The sequence below is a fragment of the Aggregatilinea sp. genome (genome assembly GCF_036822615.1).
Classification (GTDB): Bacteria; Chloroflexota; Anaerolineae; order Aggregatilineales; family Aggregatilineaceae; genus Aggregatilinea.
Map to the genome: position 1 here is coordinate 18,418 of NZ_DAISHJ010000045.1, position 16,624 is coordinate 35,041.

Consider the following 16,624-nt stretch of genomic DNA (forward strand, 5'->3'; position numbering starts at 1 on the left):
AGTGTACCGTGTTTAGACGCGGTACTCGTTCAGCACATCGACCAGTTCCGGCACGCTCACCGGCTTGATCAGGAACAGATCCGCGCCCACGTCGCGGTAGCGCTCGACATAATCCGGCAGGTCATACGCCGTGATCATGATCACCGGCACATTGAGGCCATGCTGCCGCAGCATACCGGTCATGTCCAGCCCATTGATCTTGCCGGGCAGGCGAATGTCCATCAAAATCAAATCGGCGTTCCAGATCGCATCGCTGGCGAGCGCGCTTTCGGCATCGGGGAAGGTTAACAACAGATCCCCGGTCGAGCGCGTCAAACGCTGCACGAGCTGGATATTACCGGGATCGTCTTCGACATAGATAATGTTCATGCCTGCTCCACACCTGACGAACCTAGGTTGATTAATTGTTTAATTATACGCCCCAACGCGCCAGCACATCAAATATCTTGATCGTCTCCTTAGTCAAGAGGCAAACCGAACCGTAACGAAAAATTAACTGCCGCCGGAAAAATCCGATCCGGCGGCAGATTGAGCCAGGCTTGTGGACCGCACCTGAGAGTGCGACCCGATCAATTCACCGTAAACGTAAACAGGAGTGGATCGCCGTCTGCGACGGGGTCGCCGTCCTGTTCGGCGGGCAGCCGCAGTTCCTGCTCCGCGTCGAAGAATCCGATCCGCACCTCATAAGCGCCGGGCGGCAGATCGGCGGGCAGATCGAGATGCCACGTATCCACGATCTTTTCGCCAGACGACCACGCCCAGGTCGGATACGCGCCGTCGCGGGGCGGGCTGCCTGCCAGGGAGATCGCCGTGGATGGGCCGACCAGATGCACGAACATCGACCAGTCGCCGGGCGCGGCGGACGTCGCATCCCACAGCAGCGTCAGGTCGAGCGCCGCGCCGGGGCCGGGCGTCCCGTCCAATGCCCAGCCTTCCAACCGGGCGAGATCGGGGAACGTGATATCCGGCGACTGCCAATCCGCCTCCACCGAGCCGGACATATCTCTGGCCGGGCTGACGAGCTGGTAAATCATCGGATCGTCGAGCGCGTCGCCCTCCGGCGTGGTGGCCTGCCATTGGTATTCAGCCTGTGTGTCGAAAACCACCAGCCGCGCGTCGTAGGTCTGCGCGGGGTCCAGCGGCCCCTGAACCGGTACGTCCACCCGATCGCAGAAAATATCGCCCGCTTCCCACAGTGACGCGCTGTAGTGGCCCATGCCGTGCACGGACGTGCGCCCGCCGACCTCGGCCCCGGTCCCATCGAAGATCTTGAACGAAAACACCGCCGTTTGCGTCGTGGGCTGGAGCACTTCCCAGCACAGCGTCACGTGGTGCAGGGTATTGTCGTAAATCCTCGGATTGTCGTCCACGTAGCCCAGGAAACGGATGGTGTCATCATAATCGATCGCCGCGCCCTTGAGCGCGGGCAGCTCGTCGCGTGCGAGCATTTTAGGCTCTGCGTACGAACTCCACACCACCACCGGCGCGACCAGCAGCCCGGCCAGCATCACCGGCCCCAACGTCCCGATGCGCAGCGGCAGCCGGAGCCGGACCGGGAGATCGTCCGAGAGGCACAGCAGCCCGCCCACCAGTGCGGCGATGATCGGCCCGTGCACGAAGTAGATCAGCCGCCCGGTGATGGCAAACGCGACCGGGAACAGCTTCACCAGCCAGTACAGCAGCGCCTCCAGCGCCGGGACCACCATCACCGCCGACACCAGAATGCGCTGGCCCGCCAGCGAGTGCCACCGGAACCGCCGGAACGCCCGCGCGTATCCCCACAGCGACAGCGCCGCCGTCAGGGTGAACAGCACGTAGATCGCGGGCGTGATCCAGATCGACGCCGAGCCGAATTTCGCCCAGTAAGACAGGTACAGTTCAGGCAGCGCCTCGATCACCTTGACGGCGGACGGGCTGTCCGCCGCCTCGCCGTGCGTGCGCAGCCCGAGCGGATCGTCGAACGTGCGCCAGCCGTAAACGACCCACGGCCCGAACACCAGCGCGATCGCCGCGCCCAACAGCAGCCAGTTCACGAGCAGCCGCCGGATCGAAAGGTGGCGGTTGCGCGCGTCGAACAGCACGGCCAGCGCGATGCCCGGCATGACCACCAACGCGCTCACTTTCGACAGGCCCGCCAGCCCCACCAGCACGCCGATCGCAGCCAGCCGCAGGGGAGACGCGCCGCGCCGCAGCAGCGCCATCGTCTGCCACAGGGCCAGCGTCGCAAACGCGGTCGCGCTCGCGTCGTTGGAAAACATTGCGCACATGTACAGCATCTGCGGCATGAACGCGAAAAACGCCGTCGCCAGCAGCGCCCACCGTTCGCGGCGGAAAAATTCCCGCGCCAGCCCGTACATGCCCGCGACTGCGACCAGCCCGTACACCAGCGACAGCCACCGCCCCGCGCGGTCCATCTTCACCACGTCCGGGTTATCGAACGCTTTTTCACCGGGGCCGTGGAAGTACTGGTTGAAGTTATCGCGGCGGTTCCAGCGATCGGGCGGGGTGAACCAGCGGTTGCGCGCCGGGGAAAGCTCGCTCAGCAGGTCGATGTCCGGGCTGGGCAGATCGAGCAGATCCATGAAACGCGCCGCCACCCAATAGGTCAGGGGCGGCTGGCCGCTCTCCTGGCGCGTCGAGTTGGTCAGATAGCCGGTCCGGTCGGGCAGCGTGCCGTGGGCGCGCAGCCAGATCACGTAGTTGGTGTGCAGCACTTCGTCGTTGCCTTCCATGACGGGCAGCGCGGTCTGGTGCGCCATCACGCCCACGGCGAAGAGTGCCAGCAGAATCAAGAGCTTAAAGGAGGGTCTCGTAGTGATGCTCATCCTGTTTCAGTTGTTCGACCTCGTTTGTAGTGGGCGACACTGACCGGTCTGAGCGGAGTTGATCAATGAGAACGTATGAGGCAGCGCTCCGCAGAATTGGTATTACTCGTCATCATCCCACGGCGATCCCGGCAGCCAGCCGAACGGGATCTCGTCGTCGGCTTCCTGGTCGTCGCCGTGCATGCGCGGCAGACCGTGCGGCACGCGAATACGGGGGCGTTCGCGCTTGGCGCGGCCCAGGCGGCGCAGCTGCCCGGCATAAATCATCTGATCGCGCGGGAGTTCTTCTTGCAGCGCGACTCGTGCGATGCCACGGGCGGCGGTTTCGACCGAAAGCGGCGCGCGCCGCCCGAACAGCAGGCTCAGCGGCGGCAGCCTGCCCAGCAGCGACAGCATCGAAAACAGCGTGCCGGTCGATTGGTTGCGGTCGAAGACCAGCGGCGCGCGCACGATCGACCAGCGCAGACCGCTGTTCCGCAGGTACTCTTCGGCTTCGCGCTTGGTGCGGAGATATTCGGACGGGACGCCGGTCGGGCTGGACACGGCGCTGAGCAGCACGAAATAGGGCACGCCGTCGCTGACGGCCATCGCGATCGCGTTGCGCGCGGAGGCGAGATTAAGCTGCTGGAAGGTCAGCCCGCGCTCCGGCTGCGCGCGGATGCTGCCGACGAGGTTCACCACCACGCCGTGCCCGCGCGACCGCCCCTTGAGGCTGGCCGGATTCCACACGTCGCCGGATTCGAGCCGTACGTGGCGGCGCAGCACGCCCAGCCGGTCCTCGTGATCGGGACGCACCAGCACGGTGACGTCCGCGCCCGCCTCGACCAGTGAGGCCACGACCTGCCGCCCGACGAAGCTCGTGCTGCCCGTGACAAAAACCTTGTTCCAGTTACGCCTTGGCATCGATGGGTTCACTCACCTCACAGCCCCGCACGCGCATCATTCTAACCGCGCCCTGGGCGGCGGTCAATCAGGCGCATCGCCGCCCTCGCCCGAAATTGCGGGCCTGTACGATCGAGTTTCTGCCTTGTAACGCGGCTTTAACCGCCATGAAACATGCCCCCCCTATTCTTATGGATGTAACGTGCAGTACACGATGTCGCAGAAAAATACACAAAAGGAACGAGGAATATCATGTCGAAGAAAATGCTCCTGGCAATGGTGATGGTCGTGGTCCTGGCACTGGGGGCCGCGTCGAGCGCATTCGCAGATGGTGATACGGACACCTACGGCGCTGTGATCGAAGATGGTCGCCTGAACAAGACCGACCTGTCCGCGCCGCTCGCCGTCTACTACTCCACCGTCGAGAAGATGGGCTACGACGAGGATCTCGAATGGGACTACGTCTATAACGAAATCACCGGCATCGAGATCTGGGCGATCGACAGCGACTCGAACGGCTACAAGACGTTCTCGGTGACGCTGGACCAGATCAACGCGGCGCTCGCGGCCACTGCCAACGACTACGTGGTGTTTCAGCAGGGTGATTACTCCATCGGATACTCTGAGTCCGGTTGGTACTGGGTAACAGGTCCGAACGGCTACGAGTTCACCTGGGAAGCAGAAGCATAATCGCCCGAAACGTTTTCCCCCCTTCAGAGGCGCGGCTGACCCCCGCGCCTCCTTCTTTTTCCGGCCCGGCCACTACTTGCGCGGCGGCGGCTCGCTGGTGCACAATGAGACTGCTCGTCAACTCATGAGGCCGGTAAGGACAGACGCACATGCCCAAAAAAGTGATGGTCAGCGGATGTTTTGATCTGCTGCACAGCGGACATATTGCCTTTTTTAAAGAAGCATCCACTTATGGCGATCTTTACGTCGCGCTGGGATCAGACAAAACAGTTTATGAGCTGAAAGGCCGCCCGCCGGTCAATACCGAGCAGGAGCGGCTGTTCATGATCAAGTCGGTCGGCTACGTCAAGGATGCGTTCATCTCGCAGGGGTCCGGGCTGCTGGACTACGTCGAGGAAATGAACACGTTGAAGCCCGATATTTTCGTGGTGAACGGCGACGGCAACACGCCCGACAAAGAGCAGTTGTGCCGCGATGCCGGGGTCGAGTACGTCGTGCTCTCGCGCGAGCCGTACGAGGGCCTCGAACGCCGCTCCACCACCGACCTGCGCACGGTGGTCCGCATGCCGTTCCGGATCGATCTGGCCGGGGGCTGGCTCGATCAGCCGTTCGTCTCCGAGCATCACCCCGGCGCGGTCGTGACGATCTCGATCGAGCCGACCATCGAGTTCAACGAGCGCAGCGGCATGGCGTCCAGCACGCGCAACGCGGCGATCGACCTGTGGGGCCCGCGCCTGCCGGTCGGCAATCCCGAAAAGCTCGCCAAAGTCCTGTTCTGCTACGACAACCCGCCCGGCACGCAGGAGATCTCCGGCTCGCAGGACGCGATCGGCATCGTGTTTCCGGGGCTGGCCCGCGCCTGCTACGATAACGGCTACTGGCCCGCGCACATCGACACCATCTACGACGAAGACGCGCTGCGCTTCGTGGAGCAGGCCCTATATCTGGTTGCGCTCGGCCCGCGCCATGCGGATTTCGCCGTGCTGTCCGATCTGCACATCAACGCCGAACGCGCCGGGGCGCTGGCCCGCGCCGCCGACGACGTGTGGCAGGCGATCCAGGACCGCGATCTATACGCGTTCGGGGCCGGGATGCGCGCCAGCTTCGAGGCGCAGATCGCCATGTTCCCCCGCATGGTCACGCCCCAGGTCGAGCGGCTGGTCGCGCAGTACCGCGATCGCGCGCTGGGCTGGAAGCTCTCCGGCGCGGGCGGCGGCGGCTATCTGGTGCTCGCGTCCGACACACCGATCCCCAACGCCGTGCGCATCGTCGCGCGCCGCATGAGCGACTGAACGCCTCTAACCTGAGCATGGCTGAATAGTGAGTCTCAGCCATGCTCGGCCTTGTTACACCCCCCTCCCATCTGGTATAATTCCCCGCCGGGTTTGCGTGTGTTGTTCGACTGCACAAACCCCAAAAACACACGCCGGGACCTCCCCTGTGTTGTCCGGCCAATCCCCGGATTTAGGGGGAGGGGTGAACGGCGTGATCGTCTAAACACACCTCAGGAGGAAGTACCCATGCCAGTCGTCTCCATGAAGTCCCTGCTGGAGACCGGTGTTCACTTCGGACACCGCGCCCGTAAGTGGAACCCGAAGATGAAGCCGTTCATCTTCACCGAACGCAACGGGATCCACATCATCGACCTGCAGCAGACCATCGTCCTCATCGACGAAGTCTACAACCTCGTGCGCGACACCGTGGCCGAGGGCGGCACGGTCCTGTTCGTCGGGACCAAGCGCCAGGCCCAGGAAACCATCGCCACCGAGGCGGCCCGCTGCAACATGCCTTTCGTCAACCAGCGTTGGCTGGGTGGCACGCTGACCAACTGGCGTACCGTCCGCGACCGTCTGGAGACCATGAAGCGCCTGGAGCGCCAGCGCGACGAGGGTGGTTTCGAAGGTCTGACCAAAAAAGAACGCCTGCTGCTCGACCGCGAGATCGAACGGCTCGAACTGCGCTTCGGCGGTCTGCGCAAGATGACGCGCCTGCCCGAGCTGCTCTTTATCGTGGACGTGCGTCGTGAAGTGACCGCCGTCAAGGAAGCGAACATCCTGAAAGTTCCGATCATCGCCCTGGTAGACACCAACTGCGATCCCGACCCGATCGACTACGTGCTCCCGGCGAACGATGACGCCATCCGCGCCATCAAGCTGCTGACCAGCAAGATCGCCGACGCGGCGCTGGAAGGTCTTGCGATGCGCAAGGCCCACGGCGACGACGGGGAAGACCTCGAAGGCGAAGGCGATGTCAGCTTCACCGCGGCCATGACCGACGGCGACGACGACGAAGCCTATCTGGGCGAGGCGACGCTGGCGAAGCTGCGCAGCGGTGGTCTTGACTTCATGGCCGATGACGAAGATGCTGACGGGTCCGAAGAAGAGAGCGAGGAAAAGTAATTCGATGGCGATTACCGCACAACAGGTCAAGGAACTCCGCGACGCGACCGGGGCCGGTCCGCTGGACTGCAAGAACGCGCTCCAGCAGTTTGAAGGCGACATGACGCGCGCCGCTGACTTCCTGCGCGAAAAGGGTCTGGCGAAGGCTGCCAAGAAGGCTGGCCGCGCCACCAACGACGGGATCATTCACGTCTACCTGCACCACAACAACCGCCTCGGCGTCATGATCGAGCTGAACTGCGAAACCGACTTTGTGGCGAAGACCGACATCTTCCGCACGCTGGCGAACGACATCGCGCTTCAGATCGCCAATCTGGCTCCCGAGTACGTCCGCCGCGAAGACATCCCGCAGAGCGTCGTTGACGCCGAGCGCGATCTTCAGCGCCGCCGTGCCCTCGACGAAGGCAAGCCCGAAGCGGTTGTGGACAAGATCGTGGATGGCCGCATGGCGAAATTCTACGAGGAGCTGGCCCTGGTGGAGCAGCCGTTCATCAAGGACGACAGCGTAACCATCGGCGAGATGATCACCCGCGCAATCGCTGAGCTGGGTGAAAACATCACCCTCAGCCGCTTTGCCCGCTTCGAAGTGGGCCAAAGCAGCGCAGCCGACGAGGCGTAAGCCTTTCGCATGACTGAGCGAGGGGGGATTAGGGGACACCTTAATCCCCCCTTTTTGCGCCTGCTGTACTCCCCCGTATGCTGCGACCAACGAGATAAGGAGCCGGTATGACCACCAACACCTCGCCTATAGGCCCGAAATACGGGCGCATCGTCCTGAAGCTGAGTGGCGAAGTCCTGGCCGGGCCGGGCGGCTGCGGCATCGATCCCGATCAAGCAGAAACGATCGCCACCAAGATCAAGTCCGTTTATGACCTGGGCGTCCAGGTCGGGATGGTCATCGGCGCGGGCAACCTGTGGCGCGGCGCGCGCGGCGTGGCGCAGGGCATGGAACAGGCCACCGCGGATCACATGGGCATGATCGCGACGGTTATGAACGGGCTGGCGCTGCAAGACGCGCTGGAACGCCTGGGCGTGCCGACGCGCGTGCAGACGGCGCTGCAAATGAATCAGGTTGCCGAGCCGTACATTCGGCTGCGCGCCATTCGCCACATGGAAAAAGGCCGCGTGGTGATCATCGCAGGCGGCACGGGCAACCCCTACTTCACCACCGACACCGCCGCGGCCCTGCGCGCAATGGAAATCAACGCGGACGTGATTATCAAGGGCACGCAGGTCGACGGCGTTTACACCGACGACCCCAAGCGCAACCCCGACGCGACGCGCTTCGACCGCCTGACCTATTCGCAGGCCATCGAATACCGCGTGCGGGTCATGGACCTCACCGCCATCACGCTCTGCATGGACAACAAGATGCCGCTGATCGTGCTCAACATCTGGGACGACCGCAGCCTCTACGACGCGGTGCTGGGGCATCAGGTCGGCACGATCATCGACGCCGAGTAGCACCCCACCGCTCCCAACCCAAAAAAGAACACCTCCTGGCAGTCCGCCGGGAGGTGTTCTTGATCTCTGACGTAACAGATCGCCCTTACGCGCCGCCGCCCCCATCGAGCACGGCTTCCACGCGGAACTGCCCCTCGGCGGTATCCGCCGCGTTGGACAGCGCCACGTCGCGCGGCAGCGACTCGCGCGCCTCGTCGGGACGCAGCACGCTGCGCAGCGGCAGCACGGACGCGGTCGGCGGGATGGCGGACGTGTCCACCTCGTTCAGCCGCTCGGCATAGTCGAGGATCGCGGAAAGCTGCTCCGCATAACGCTCGATCTCGTTGTCGGTCAGGTCCAGCTTGGCGAGGTTGGCGATGTGCTCTACGGTCGCGCGGTCGAGTTTCATGGGCGGGTCGCTCCGTTTGTGCGGTGAGGCAATGCCCGGGGATTATAACGCGGAAAAACGCAGTCGTTAGTTTTTAATGATCCGCAGGCAGCGTTACCGAATCCAAAGCACTATGGCTGGGTTTCCGCTGTCGACGCCCCTGATACGATGTCCCAAATCCAGATGGTGGGATGATTCTTGATATCGCCAGCAACTGCGATTTTTTGCCCATCCGCGCGCCAGCTCGCATCCAGAAAATAGGCTTCTTCTGGCGCAAAGGTGTTAAGGATACGCCCTGCATCAACTTCCCAGATCGTAATCCCTTTCCGACCCACACCTGCCAGATAGCTGCCATCCGGGCTCCATTCCACTGATACCTGATGGCTCTGCCCTCCACTCAAGCTCTTGACCACTTTCTCAGCGGCAGTATCCCAAATCAGGATTTTTGAGGAATTACTCTCTGTCACTGCAACCCAATTGCTTGAGGGTTTCCAATCGATCGAGAGGATTGAGCCAAACGGCTCGCTTTTCGTTGGCAGAAACAGGACGCACTCGACCTCTCCCGTTTGAGCGTCAAAAACCTGTATACTCCCGCCCTGGCTTATGCTTGCGACCCTGCGACTGTCAGAATTCCATGCAACAGACGCGATCGTGTCCTGGTGCCCTGTGAGTACGCGAACTTGATGCAGGCTCGGGGTCTGGTTGTCTTGTAACGAGAGCGCCCAGAGTTCAATATCTGCACCGGCGCTGACAGCCAATAGCTCGCCGTCTGGACTCCACGCGACAGCGCGATTTTGGGGAACCCTGATGAGTTGTAACCCTACAAGCGTCGCTCCCTCTAAAATGACCACGGATTTTCCGTTACCAACTGCAATAAGGGTTCCATCCGGGTGCCATGCGATTGAGGAAGCGCCAAGAGAAGTTGACCTGCTCTCTTGCAGCGTGTCCGTGAATACGGTGAGATTGTCCAGTTCTATTGCCGCGACCTGCTGCCCGTCAGGGCGCCAATCTACGGCCCAGTAGCGAGCGACGAGGAGCGGTTCACTCAAATCACTCAATCCACAGGCCAACATTGAAAGCAGGATAATGCTCATGCACGTCAGAAGGTAGAAACGATGTTGTTTTTGCAGAAGCATGGCGGCGCTCCTTACGACGTGTTGCTTTAAGAAAGCATACGCCCGTTAAACGTAGATGTTACACGTCGTAGCACCAGTATAACTTCAGGCGCTGGCGAACAGTAGTTGAGCGCCGAGCGCACGCTTGGCCTTAACTAACAACCAACAACTAAATCACTAACGACTTGCCGTTGCTGGCGCAAACCCGCCTTCATCCGTAAAATCCCACGTGACAACCAACGCAATCGCACGCCGAAAGTGGGTTATGGTGGATCACGAACGCCCATATCGCACACTGTCCAGCCGCATGCTGTGGCAGAGCAAATGGTATTCTCTGCGCCAGGACGAATTGGCCGACCGGTCCGGCGAGCGCCTGACGTATACCGTGGTCGAGAAGCCGGACGCGGTGTGGATCATCCCCGTGACGGCGGACGGTCACATCGTGCTCATCGACCAGTACCGCTACGCCATCGACGAGTGGTGTCTGGAAATCCCGGCGGGCAACATCGAGCCGGGCGTCGATCCGCAGGCGATGGCCGCCCGCGAGTTGCGCGAGGAAATCGGCGGGGCGGCGGAGCGGCTCGTCCCGGTGACGGAGTACTTCACCATGAACGGCATCGGCAACGAACGTGCGCACGTCTATCTGGCGCTCGGCGTGACGCTGGACGAGCCGGAGCGCGAAACAACCGAGCATATCACGCTGCGCGTCCTGCCCGCGGACGAGGCGCTGCGCCTGACGCACGAGGGCGCGATCAAGGACGGGCCGAGCGCGCTGGCGCTGCTGCTGGCCGAGCCAGCCATCCGCGCCTATCTCGCGGAGCGTGACGCATGATCCGCCGCGTGCTGCCGGGGCTGTTAATCGGGCTGGTGATGCTGCTGGCCGCGTGCAGTGGGGACGATCCCACGCCCGAAGGGGATGCGCCGCTGCTGGTCCGCATCGACTCCATGCCGAAGGTGCTGGCGACGGTCGTGCTCTCCGAGACGCCGACCGCGCTCGTTTCAGGCGGCGAGGAACAGGCCGTTGCCGTGGCGCAGGCCACCGAAACGCCCGCGCCCCTGCTGCCCACCCCCACCCTGACGCCTTACGTCGGGATCTTCCTGGGCGAATCCACCGCCGAAAGCGTCGATGGCGAGCCTGTCCCGACCATCGCGCCCTACGTGGTCAATCCCGGCTATGGCGTGTCGTCCGGCAGCAGCCCGGTGATCTCCGGCAGCAGCGGCACCGGCACCGGGGTCAGCGGATGCACCACGCCCGTCGCCTCGTCGTTCACCAGCGCCTACACGCAGGCCCAGGACCGGCTCGGCTGCGCGCTGAGCGGCGCGCTCTCGCTGCAGCTGGTCGGGCAGCCGTTCGAGCGCGGGCAGATGATCTGGCGCGACACGTCCCAGATTTACGCGCTGGCGACCTCCGGGCAGTTCTGGCAGGTCGGGGACAGCTGGACGGAAGGCATGCCCGCCGACGATCCGGCGTTCGCCGCGCCGGAGGGTCGCTTGCAGCCGGTGCGCGGCTTCGGCCTCGTGTGGCGCAGCAACCAGTCGATCCGCGACGCGCTCGGCTGGGGCACGAGCGGCGAAACGCCCTACAATGCGACGTGGCAGGACTTCGAGCGCGGCTCGATGCTCACCGGCATGGACGGGCGCATTTACGCGATCTTCCCGGCAGAGGGTCAAAGCGCCGGGCCGTTGGGGTAAACGACCTGCAAAGCAAATTTTCGGGCGCATTTGTCGCCCACACGCATCAAGTTGAGCCCCCTCAAGGGACAAATGAACTGTTTTTCGTAGGGGCGATGCAAGCATCGCCCGTTAAGAACAAAAACGGGTAGAGCAAGCTCTACCCCTACGGTTACCACCGCTGGTGTTTTGATTTGATGCCGGGGGTGAGGTGGCCCTTGTTTCTACCGCCTACCCACCACCGAAAAATCCTCGTTACAGAATCCGCCCTTGCAGCGCGGGGATCTTGCGCCGGACCTCCGCGATCATATCCAGATCGATCGTGACGGTGTACAGCCCTTCCTGCTCGCCCACTTCCAGCGCGGTCTCTCCCCACGGATCGATCACGCACGAATGGCCGAAATACTGCGTGCCGTCGTCCGCGTCCGTACCAGTGCGGTTGACCGCGATCATGTAGCACTGGTTTTCGATGGCCCGCGCGCGCAGCAGGGTGCGGTAATGTTCCAGGCGCGGATGCGGCCACGACGCCGGGAGGATGATCACCTGCGCGCCGTCCTCCGCATAGCGCCGGAACAGTTCCGGGAAGCGCAGATCGTAGCAGATGCCAAATCCGGTGCGCCCCCACGGCAAATCGACGGCCAGCGGCGATTCGCCCGCGTTCAGCCACTTGTCCTCGTTCGACAGCGGGAACAGGTGCAGCTTACGGTACGCGCCCGCCACACCTGCGCGCGGCGAAAATACCGCGCAGGTGTTGTAAACGCCCACGCCGCGCTTTTCATACATCGAGCCGAAAATGAAGATGTTGTTCTGTCGGGCCAGTGCCGCGACCTGCGCAAACAGCCCGCCGCTGAGGTTGCTGGCGATTTCGCGCCCGCGGTCGTACGCCATTCCGGCGTCCCACAGCTCCGGGAGCACCACCATATTCGCGCCGCGTGCCGTCGCCTGCGCGATGACATCCTGCACATGCGTCCAGTTGATCCGCGGCTCCCCTTTGCGAACGTTGATCTGCGCGAGGGCCACATTCAATGTGGTCATTGGGTCTTCCTTTCGACACCCGCCCGCCTTACAGCGTGGCGTGACTTAACCAGAATTCTATCACGGCATCTGCCGCCTGATCGACTGAAAGACGCGAGGTGTCGAGTTGGGGAAGATCGAGCGTCGTGACGCGCCATTCGCGCTTGAGGCGGCTGAGCAGCGTCGCGCGGTTGTTCGGGTTGTGGAACCACGCCCCGCGCGCCACGTACAACCGCCGCAAAATCTCATTCACCGCGCAGGTCAGGGTGAGCACCGGCCCCATCTCGGTCAGCCGCGCGCGGCTCGACTCGTCCAGCATCGCGGAGCCGGAAATCACCAGCACCGAGTGCCGGTTCAGCGACAGGTCGCGGATCGCAGTCGTTTCCAGCGCGTTCAGCCGCGCCTCACCGAACAGCTCGCGGATCTCGTCCACCGACTGCCCCTCGCGCGTGAGGATCTCGGTTTCCAGGTCGTAAAACGTCGCGCCCAGCTTACGCGCCACCAATCGACCGATCGGCGTCTTGCCCACGCCCATCGGTCCGGTCAGCGCGAGGCTGCGGTAGGGGGCATTGTCATGCAGCGTCATACGATCCCGCCCCATTGCTGCGCCAGCCGGGATACCACCCGTCCAGCAGCGGCAGTAGATCGTGCATCGTGACGATCGTCCCGTCCGGCACGACGCCGTTATAAGTCGGGCGCTCGCCTGCCCGCAAACGCAGCACGGCCCGCATGCCGACATCCCGCGCGCCGCGAATATCCGCTTCGATGTTATCGCCCACGAACGCCGCCTCGTGCGGCTCGATATCCAGCAGATCCAGCGCTTTCTCGAAGATCACGGGGTGCGGCTTGATCACGCCCACGTCCACAGCGGCGATGCGGCAGTTGGGGAACAGGTCGATCAGTCCAAATGCCTGCAGTTCGCGGTCGCGGTAGATCATCGACAGCGACGCGTTGGTGATGATCCCCAGCTCGACGCCGTGATCGCGCAGTGTGGGCAGCACTTCCAGCACGTCGGGATACGCGCGCTCGCCTTCGGGCGGCTGCCAGTCATACGCCCGCATCAGCCGGTCGAGATCCACGCGATCCGGCGGAACCCCCAACTCGATCAGGGCGTCGGTTAGCACCCGCACGACGCTCGGCGCGACGAAACTTTCCACGCTGTCCGCCCACGCCTGCCCGAGCCGGTTGGCGAACGAGGTGATGAACCGGGTCACGTCCACGTCCGGCAGCGGGTACAGGTCGCTGTTCACGAAGTTGAACACACGTTGAAGCCGCCGCACCTGGTAATCTTCCCACGGTTCGGCGGCATCCCAATCCACTAGTGTTTGATCCAGGTCGAAAATGACTGCCTTCAGCATCCGCGCCAATCCTATTTCACGAGTCTCGCGCCTGCACTGGGGCGCGCCTAATCATCTTCCGCATCGGACATAACCATTAACGCAGGATTGCGGAATTGATCCTAATCCCTCTATTCTAACATACCAGGGCCCGGTAGACCTCGACGGTTTGCACAGCAACCTGCGCCTGCGTGAACTGGCCGAGCACTCGATCCCGCCCACGCGCGCCGAGATCGCGCCGCAGTTCGGGCGAAACTGCCAGATCGCGCAGCGCGGCGGCCAGCGCGGCCACGTCGCCTTCCGGCACGATACGCCCCGCGTCCCCGATCACGTCCGGGATCGCGCCGCTGTCGGACCCCACCACAGGCACGCCGCACGCCATCGCCTCCACGATCACGCGCCCGAACTGTTCCTTCCAGTTGGGCCGCGTCAGCGACGGGATGACCAGCGCATCCAGGCCCCGGTAATAAGTCGGCATTTCGGTCGAGGGCAGCGCCACGAAACTGAGCCGATCCGCCGCGCCCAATCGCCCCGCCTGCGCGATCAGCGCGTCCTTTTCCGGCCCATCCCCCGCGATGCGCAGCCGCCACGGGACCGGGAGCTGTGTCAGCGCATCGAGCAGATCCGCGCCGCCTTTCTCCTCCACCAGCCGCCCCGCGAACCCGACCGTGAACGGCTCCTCGCCGGATCGCGGCATTTCCGGTGGGCTGAACAGGACAGGATCGACGCCGAACTGCGGGATCACCGTCAGCGCCCCGGTGTAGCCCTTCGCCCGCCACACGTCCGCCGCGCTCTGCGTGCCCATAATCGCGCGATCGACGTGCCGCAGCACCCAGCGCTCGCCCCAACTGAACGGCGGCGGGTAGCGGCGTGCGATGTTCTGCCAGCTAAAGAACAGGGTTTTAGCCCCGGCGCGGCGCGCGTGCCACAACGCCTGCCACGTCGCGGCGTTGTACGGCTCCTCGTCGATGTGCACCACGTCCGGGCGGAAGTCGCGGATCTCCGCCCCCAGGCGGGGATAGGTATGCAGGTGGAAATTGCCGTTGAGCCGGATCGGGGTGACGCGCAGATCGTACCCCTCGACGTGCGCGCGCTCCAGCCGCAGGTCGCCGCGCGGATCCTTCCAGCTTGGCGGGACCAGCACGCGCAGATCGACGTCCGGCAGCCGCGCCATTTCTTCCAGCTTGCGCTGGTACGCGCCCACCACGAGCGCCTTCGAAAGCATGAGGATTTTCAAGACGACCGCCCACCTGACCGTGCTATAATGCAGCCGCGTCGCACCGCTGCACAAAGATGTGATGCCCTGAAGAGTTTATAGACCCGCCCGGAAGTTACAAATTTGAAGCCTCGCCGGTGGCGCTTGACGCGGAGGGAGAGATCAGGATGGCACTCAAGCTGATCACGACGATAGGCGTTTACGGCTTCACTGAAGACCACTTTTTCGAGACACTCACCGCCGCAAAAGTCGATACCTTCTGCGATGTCCGGTTCCGGCGCGGCGTGCGCGGGCCGGAATATGCCTTCGCCAACAGCCAGCGCCTGCAAACCCGGCTGGAAGCGCTCGGCATCCGCTACCAGCATCTGAAAGACCTCGCCCCGTCGGACGCGATCCGCAAGAACCAGCAGGCCGTCGACAAGAAGGCCGGGACGGGCAAGCGCGGGCGGACGACCCTCAGCGCGCCGTTCATCGACGCCTACCAGCGCGAGGTTTTGAGTGTTTTCGATGTGGACGCGTTCCTCGAAGCCCTGGGCGACAGCGCAGAAATCATCACCCTCTGCTGCGTCGAGTGCTGGCCGGACGCCTGCCACCGCTCGCTGCTGGCGGACCGCCTCGCCCACGATCTCGGCGTCGAGGTGCGGCACCTGCTGCCGTAAACATCCGCCTCAGTACACAAACTCCCGGATGTCATACCGGCTGATGTGCGGCACGCCGCCGTCGGGCGAAAAGCGCAGTCCACGCTCGATCTGCTCGCCCTGCGCGATGCGTTCTTCCGGCGTGAGCGGCGTCAGCCCGGCGTCGTAGGCGTCGCGCGCGTAGTCCATGCCTTCGCTGACCACCAGCTCGGAGAAGTAAATCAGGTCGTCCATATCCAGGCCCATCGCGTTGATCGCGTCGATGGTGTCCCGCACGTGCGCCGCCGCGTACTGCTGCCCGCCCGCGCCCAGCAGCACGATCACGCCCACCGACACGCCGCCCGCCTTGATCGCGCGTACGGCCTCCACCACGTCTTCCGGCTGGCCGGGCTTCTTCAGGAACTTCAGCAGCGGCGCGTGGCCGCTCTCCATGCCGATGTAGACCGTCTTCAGGCCGCGCTCGCGCAGGGTGGCGTAGTCGCTCGCGGATTTTTTATGCCCGCTAAACCCGTCCAGAAAGGCATACAGCCCGCCCAGCCGATCCACGTCGTAGACCTCGTGCACGATGTCCACCAGCGGCAGCAGCAGTTTCATCGGGATCACCAGCGCGTTCGCGTCGCCCAAAAAGATCGTGCGGCGCAGGCTCAGCCCGTCGCCGAGGAAGTCGCGCACGGCCAGCGCGTGCTCGCGGAACGCGTCCGGCGGCTTGATGCGAAACGCGCGGTCACGATAGAACGTGCAGAAGGTGCACGTATTGAACGAGCAGCCCTCGGCCAGCTGCAACACGACCGAAAAATACTGGTCCGGCGGCAGGATGCCCACCGGCTGGTACACGTCCAGGTAGCGCGCAGCGTCCGCCGCCGAGCGTTCCGCGTCGAAGGCGATCGCCCGCTCGAAGCCGGTTTGCGCCTGCGCGTCCAGCGATCCGCTGAGCGCCGCCGCGCCGGACCGGATCGCGCCGTACAGCGCGGCCATCTGCGCCCGCGCCCGCCCCTCGACCTCGCTC

At 63.7% G+C, this 16,624-nt stretch carries 18 protein-coding genes; 8 read left to right on the forward strand and 10 right to left on the reverse strand.

The features are described from left to right. Positions 1-12: 12 nt before the first annotated feature. The 3 genes from V7116_RS13945 to V7116_RS13955 form a co-directional block, all read right to left on the reverse strand. Positions 13-369: a response regulator gene (locus V7116_RS13945; RefSeq protein ID WP_324392545.1), complete on the reverse strand. Its 357-nt coding sequence runs from the start codon at positions 367-369 to the stop codon at positions 13-15. Between the two features lie 200 nt (positions 370-569). After that, on the reverse strand, positions 570-2,825 hold the full coding sequence (locus tag V7116_RS13950) for a glycosyltransferase family 39 protein (RefSeq protein WP_324392546.1): 2,256 nt from the start codon (positions 2,823-2,825) through the stop codon (positions 570-572). A 102-nt stretch (positions 2,826-2,927) separates the two neighbouring features. Next, positions 2,928-3,728 carry an SDR family oxidoreductase gene (locus V7116_RS13955; protein ID WP_324392547.1) on the reverse strand — a complete coding sequence of 267 codons (801 nt, stop codon included), beginning with the start codon at positions 3,726-3,728 and terminating at the stop codon, positions 2,928-2,930. A 231-nt stretch (positions 3,729-3,959) separates the two neighbouring features. On the opposite strand from V7116_RS13955, the gene V7116_RS13960 reads away from it, so the two are divergent. The 5 genes from V7116_RS13960 to pyrH all read left to right on the forward strand — a co-directional run bounded on the left by V7116_RS13960 (position 3,960) and on the right by pyrH (position 8,260). Next, positions 3,960-4,397 carry a hypothetical protein gene (locus tag V7116_RS13960; protein ID WP_324392548.1) on the forward strand — a complete coding sequence of 146 codons (438 nt, stop codon included), beginning with the start codon at positions 3,960-3,962 and terminating at the stop codon, positions 4,395-4,397. 149 nt (positions 4,398-4,546) lie between these two features. Beyond that, positions 4,547-5,689 (forward strand): adenylyltransferase/cytidyltransferase family protein, encoded by a 1,143-nt coding sequence (locus V7116_RS13965; protein WP_324392549.1) that lies wholly within the window; start codon positions 4,547-4,549, stop codon positions 5,687-5,689. Positions 5,690-5,917: 228 nt separating this feature from the next. Continuing rightward, the gene (gene rpsB, locus V7116_RS13970) at positions 5,918-6,796 is read left to right on the forward strand and encodes a 30S ribosomal protein S2 (RefSeq protein WP_324392550.1); all 879 of its coding nucleotides are present in this window, start codon (positions 5,918-5,920) and stop codon (positions 6,794-6,796) included. Positions 6,797-6,800: 4 nt separating this feature from the next. Beyond that, on the forward strand, positions 6,801-7,415 hold the full coding sequence (gene tsf, locus V7116_RS13975) for a translation elongation factor Ts (RefSeq protein ID WP_324392551.1): 615 nt from the start codon (positions 6,801-6,803) through the stop codon (positions 7,413-7,415). Between the two features lie 107 nt (positions 7,416-7,522). Then, positions 7,523-8,260 carry a UMP kinase gene (pyrH, locus tag V7116_RS13980; protein WP_324392552.1) on the forward strand — a complete coding sequence of 246 codons (738 nt, stop codon included), beginning with the start codon at positions 7,523-7,525 and terminating at the stop codon, positions 8,258-8,260. Positions 8,261-8,345: 85 nt separating this feature from the next. Here the strand turns inward: pyrH and gatC are convergent, their stop codons facing one another. Then, a complete protein-coding gene (gene gatC, locus V7116_RS13985) occupies positions 8,346-8,648 on the reverse strand; it encodes an Asp-tRNA(Asn)/Glu-tRNA(Gln) amidotransferase subunit GatC (RefSeq protein ID WP_324392553.1) in 303 nt (100 codons plus the stop codon). 110 nt (positions 8,649-8,758) lie between these two features. Beyond that, a complete protein-coding gene (locus V7116_RS13990) occupies positions 8,759-9,763 on the reverse strand; it encodes a WD40 repeat domain-containing protein (protein WP_324392554.1) in 1,005 nt (334 codons plus the stop codon). A 244-nt stretch (positions 9,764-10,007) separates the two neighbouring features. Between V7116_RS13990 and V7116_RS13995 the strand changes: the two genes are divergently transcribed. Continuing rightward, complete coding sequence (locus tag V7116_RS13995) at positions 10,008-10,574, forward strand: NUDIX hydrolase (protein WP_324392555.1); 567 nt, start codon at positions 10,008-10,010, stop codon at positions 10,572-10,574. Continuing rightward, positions 10,571-11,434 (forward strand): hypothetical protein, encoded by an 864-nt coding sequence (locus V7116_RS14000; protein WP_324392556.1) that lies wholly within the window; start codon positions 10,571-10,573, stop codon positions 11,432-11,434. Before V7116_RS13995 ends, V7116_RS14000 begins: the two co-directional genes overlap by 4 nt. A gap of 234 nt (positions 11,435-11,668) precedes the next feature. On the opposite strand, the gene V7116_RS14005 is transcribed toward V7116_RS14000, so the two are convergent. The 4 genes from V7116_RS14005 to V7116_RS14020 form a co-directional block, all read right to left on the reverse strand. After that, positions 11,669-12,448, reverse strand: coding sequence for a carbon-nitrogen family hydrolase (locus V7116_RS14005; protein ID WP_324392557.1), 780 nt, complete (start codon positions 12,446-12,448; stop codon positions 11,669-11,671). 28 nt (positions 12,449-12,476) lie between these two features. Then, positions 12,477-13,013, reverse strand: a complete 537-nt coding sequence (locus V7116_RS14010) for a shikimate kinase (protein WP_324392558.1) — start codon at positions 13,011-13,013, stop codon at positions 12,477-12,479. After that, a complete protein-coding gene (locus V7116_RS14015) occupies positions 13,000-13,785 on the reverse strand; it encodes an HAD family hydrolase (protein WP_324392559.1) in 786 nt (261 codons plus the stop codon). Before V7116_RS14015 ends, V7116_RS14010 begins: the two co-directional genes overlap by 14 nt. A gap of 115 nt (positions 13,786-13,900) precedes the next feature. After that, positions 13,901-15,001 (reverse strand): glycosyltransferase, encoded by a 1,101-nt coding sequence (locus V7116_RS14020; RefSeq protein WP_324392560.1) that lies wholly within the window; start codon positions 14,999-15,001, stop codon positions 13,901-13,903. A 146-nt stretch (positions 15,002-15,147) separates the two neighbouring features. Here V7116_RS14020 and V7116_RS14025 point away from each other — a divergent pair, with 146 nt between their 5' ends. After that, positions 15,148-15,639 carry a DUF488 domain-containing protein gene (locus tag V7116_RS14025; protein ID WP_324392561.1) on the forward strand — a complete coding sequence of 164 codons (492 nt, stop codon included), beginning with the start codon at positions 15,148-15,150 and terminating at the stop codon, positions 15,637-15,639. Between the two features lie 9 nt (positions 15,640-15,648). Here V7116_RS14025 and V7116_RS14030 read toward each other — a convergent pair. Beyond that, positions 15,649-16,624, reverse strand: a 976-nt coding sequence (locus tag V7116_RS14030; RefSeq protein WP_324392562.1) for a radical SAM protein, incomplete at its 5' end; no start/stop codon positions are given.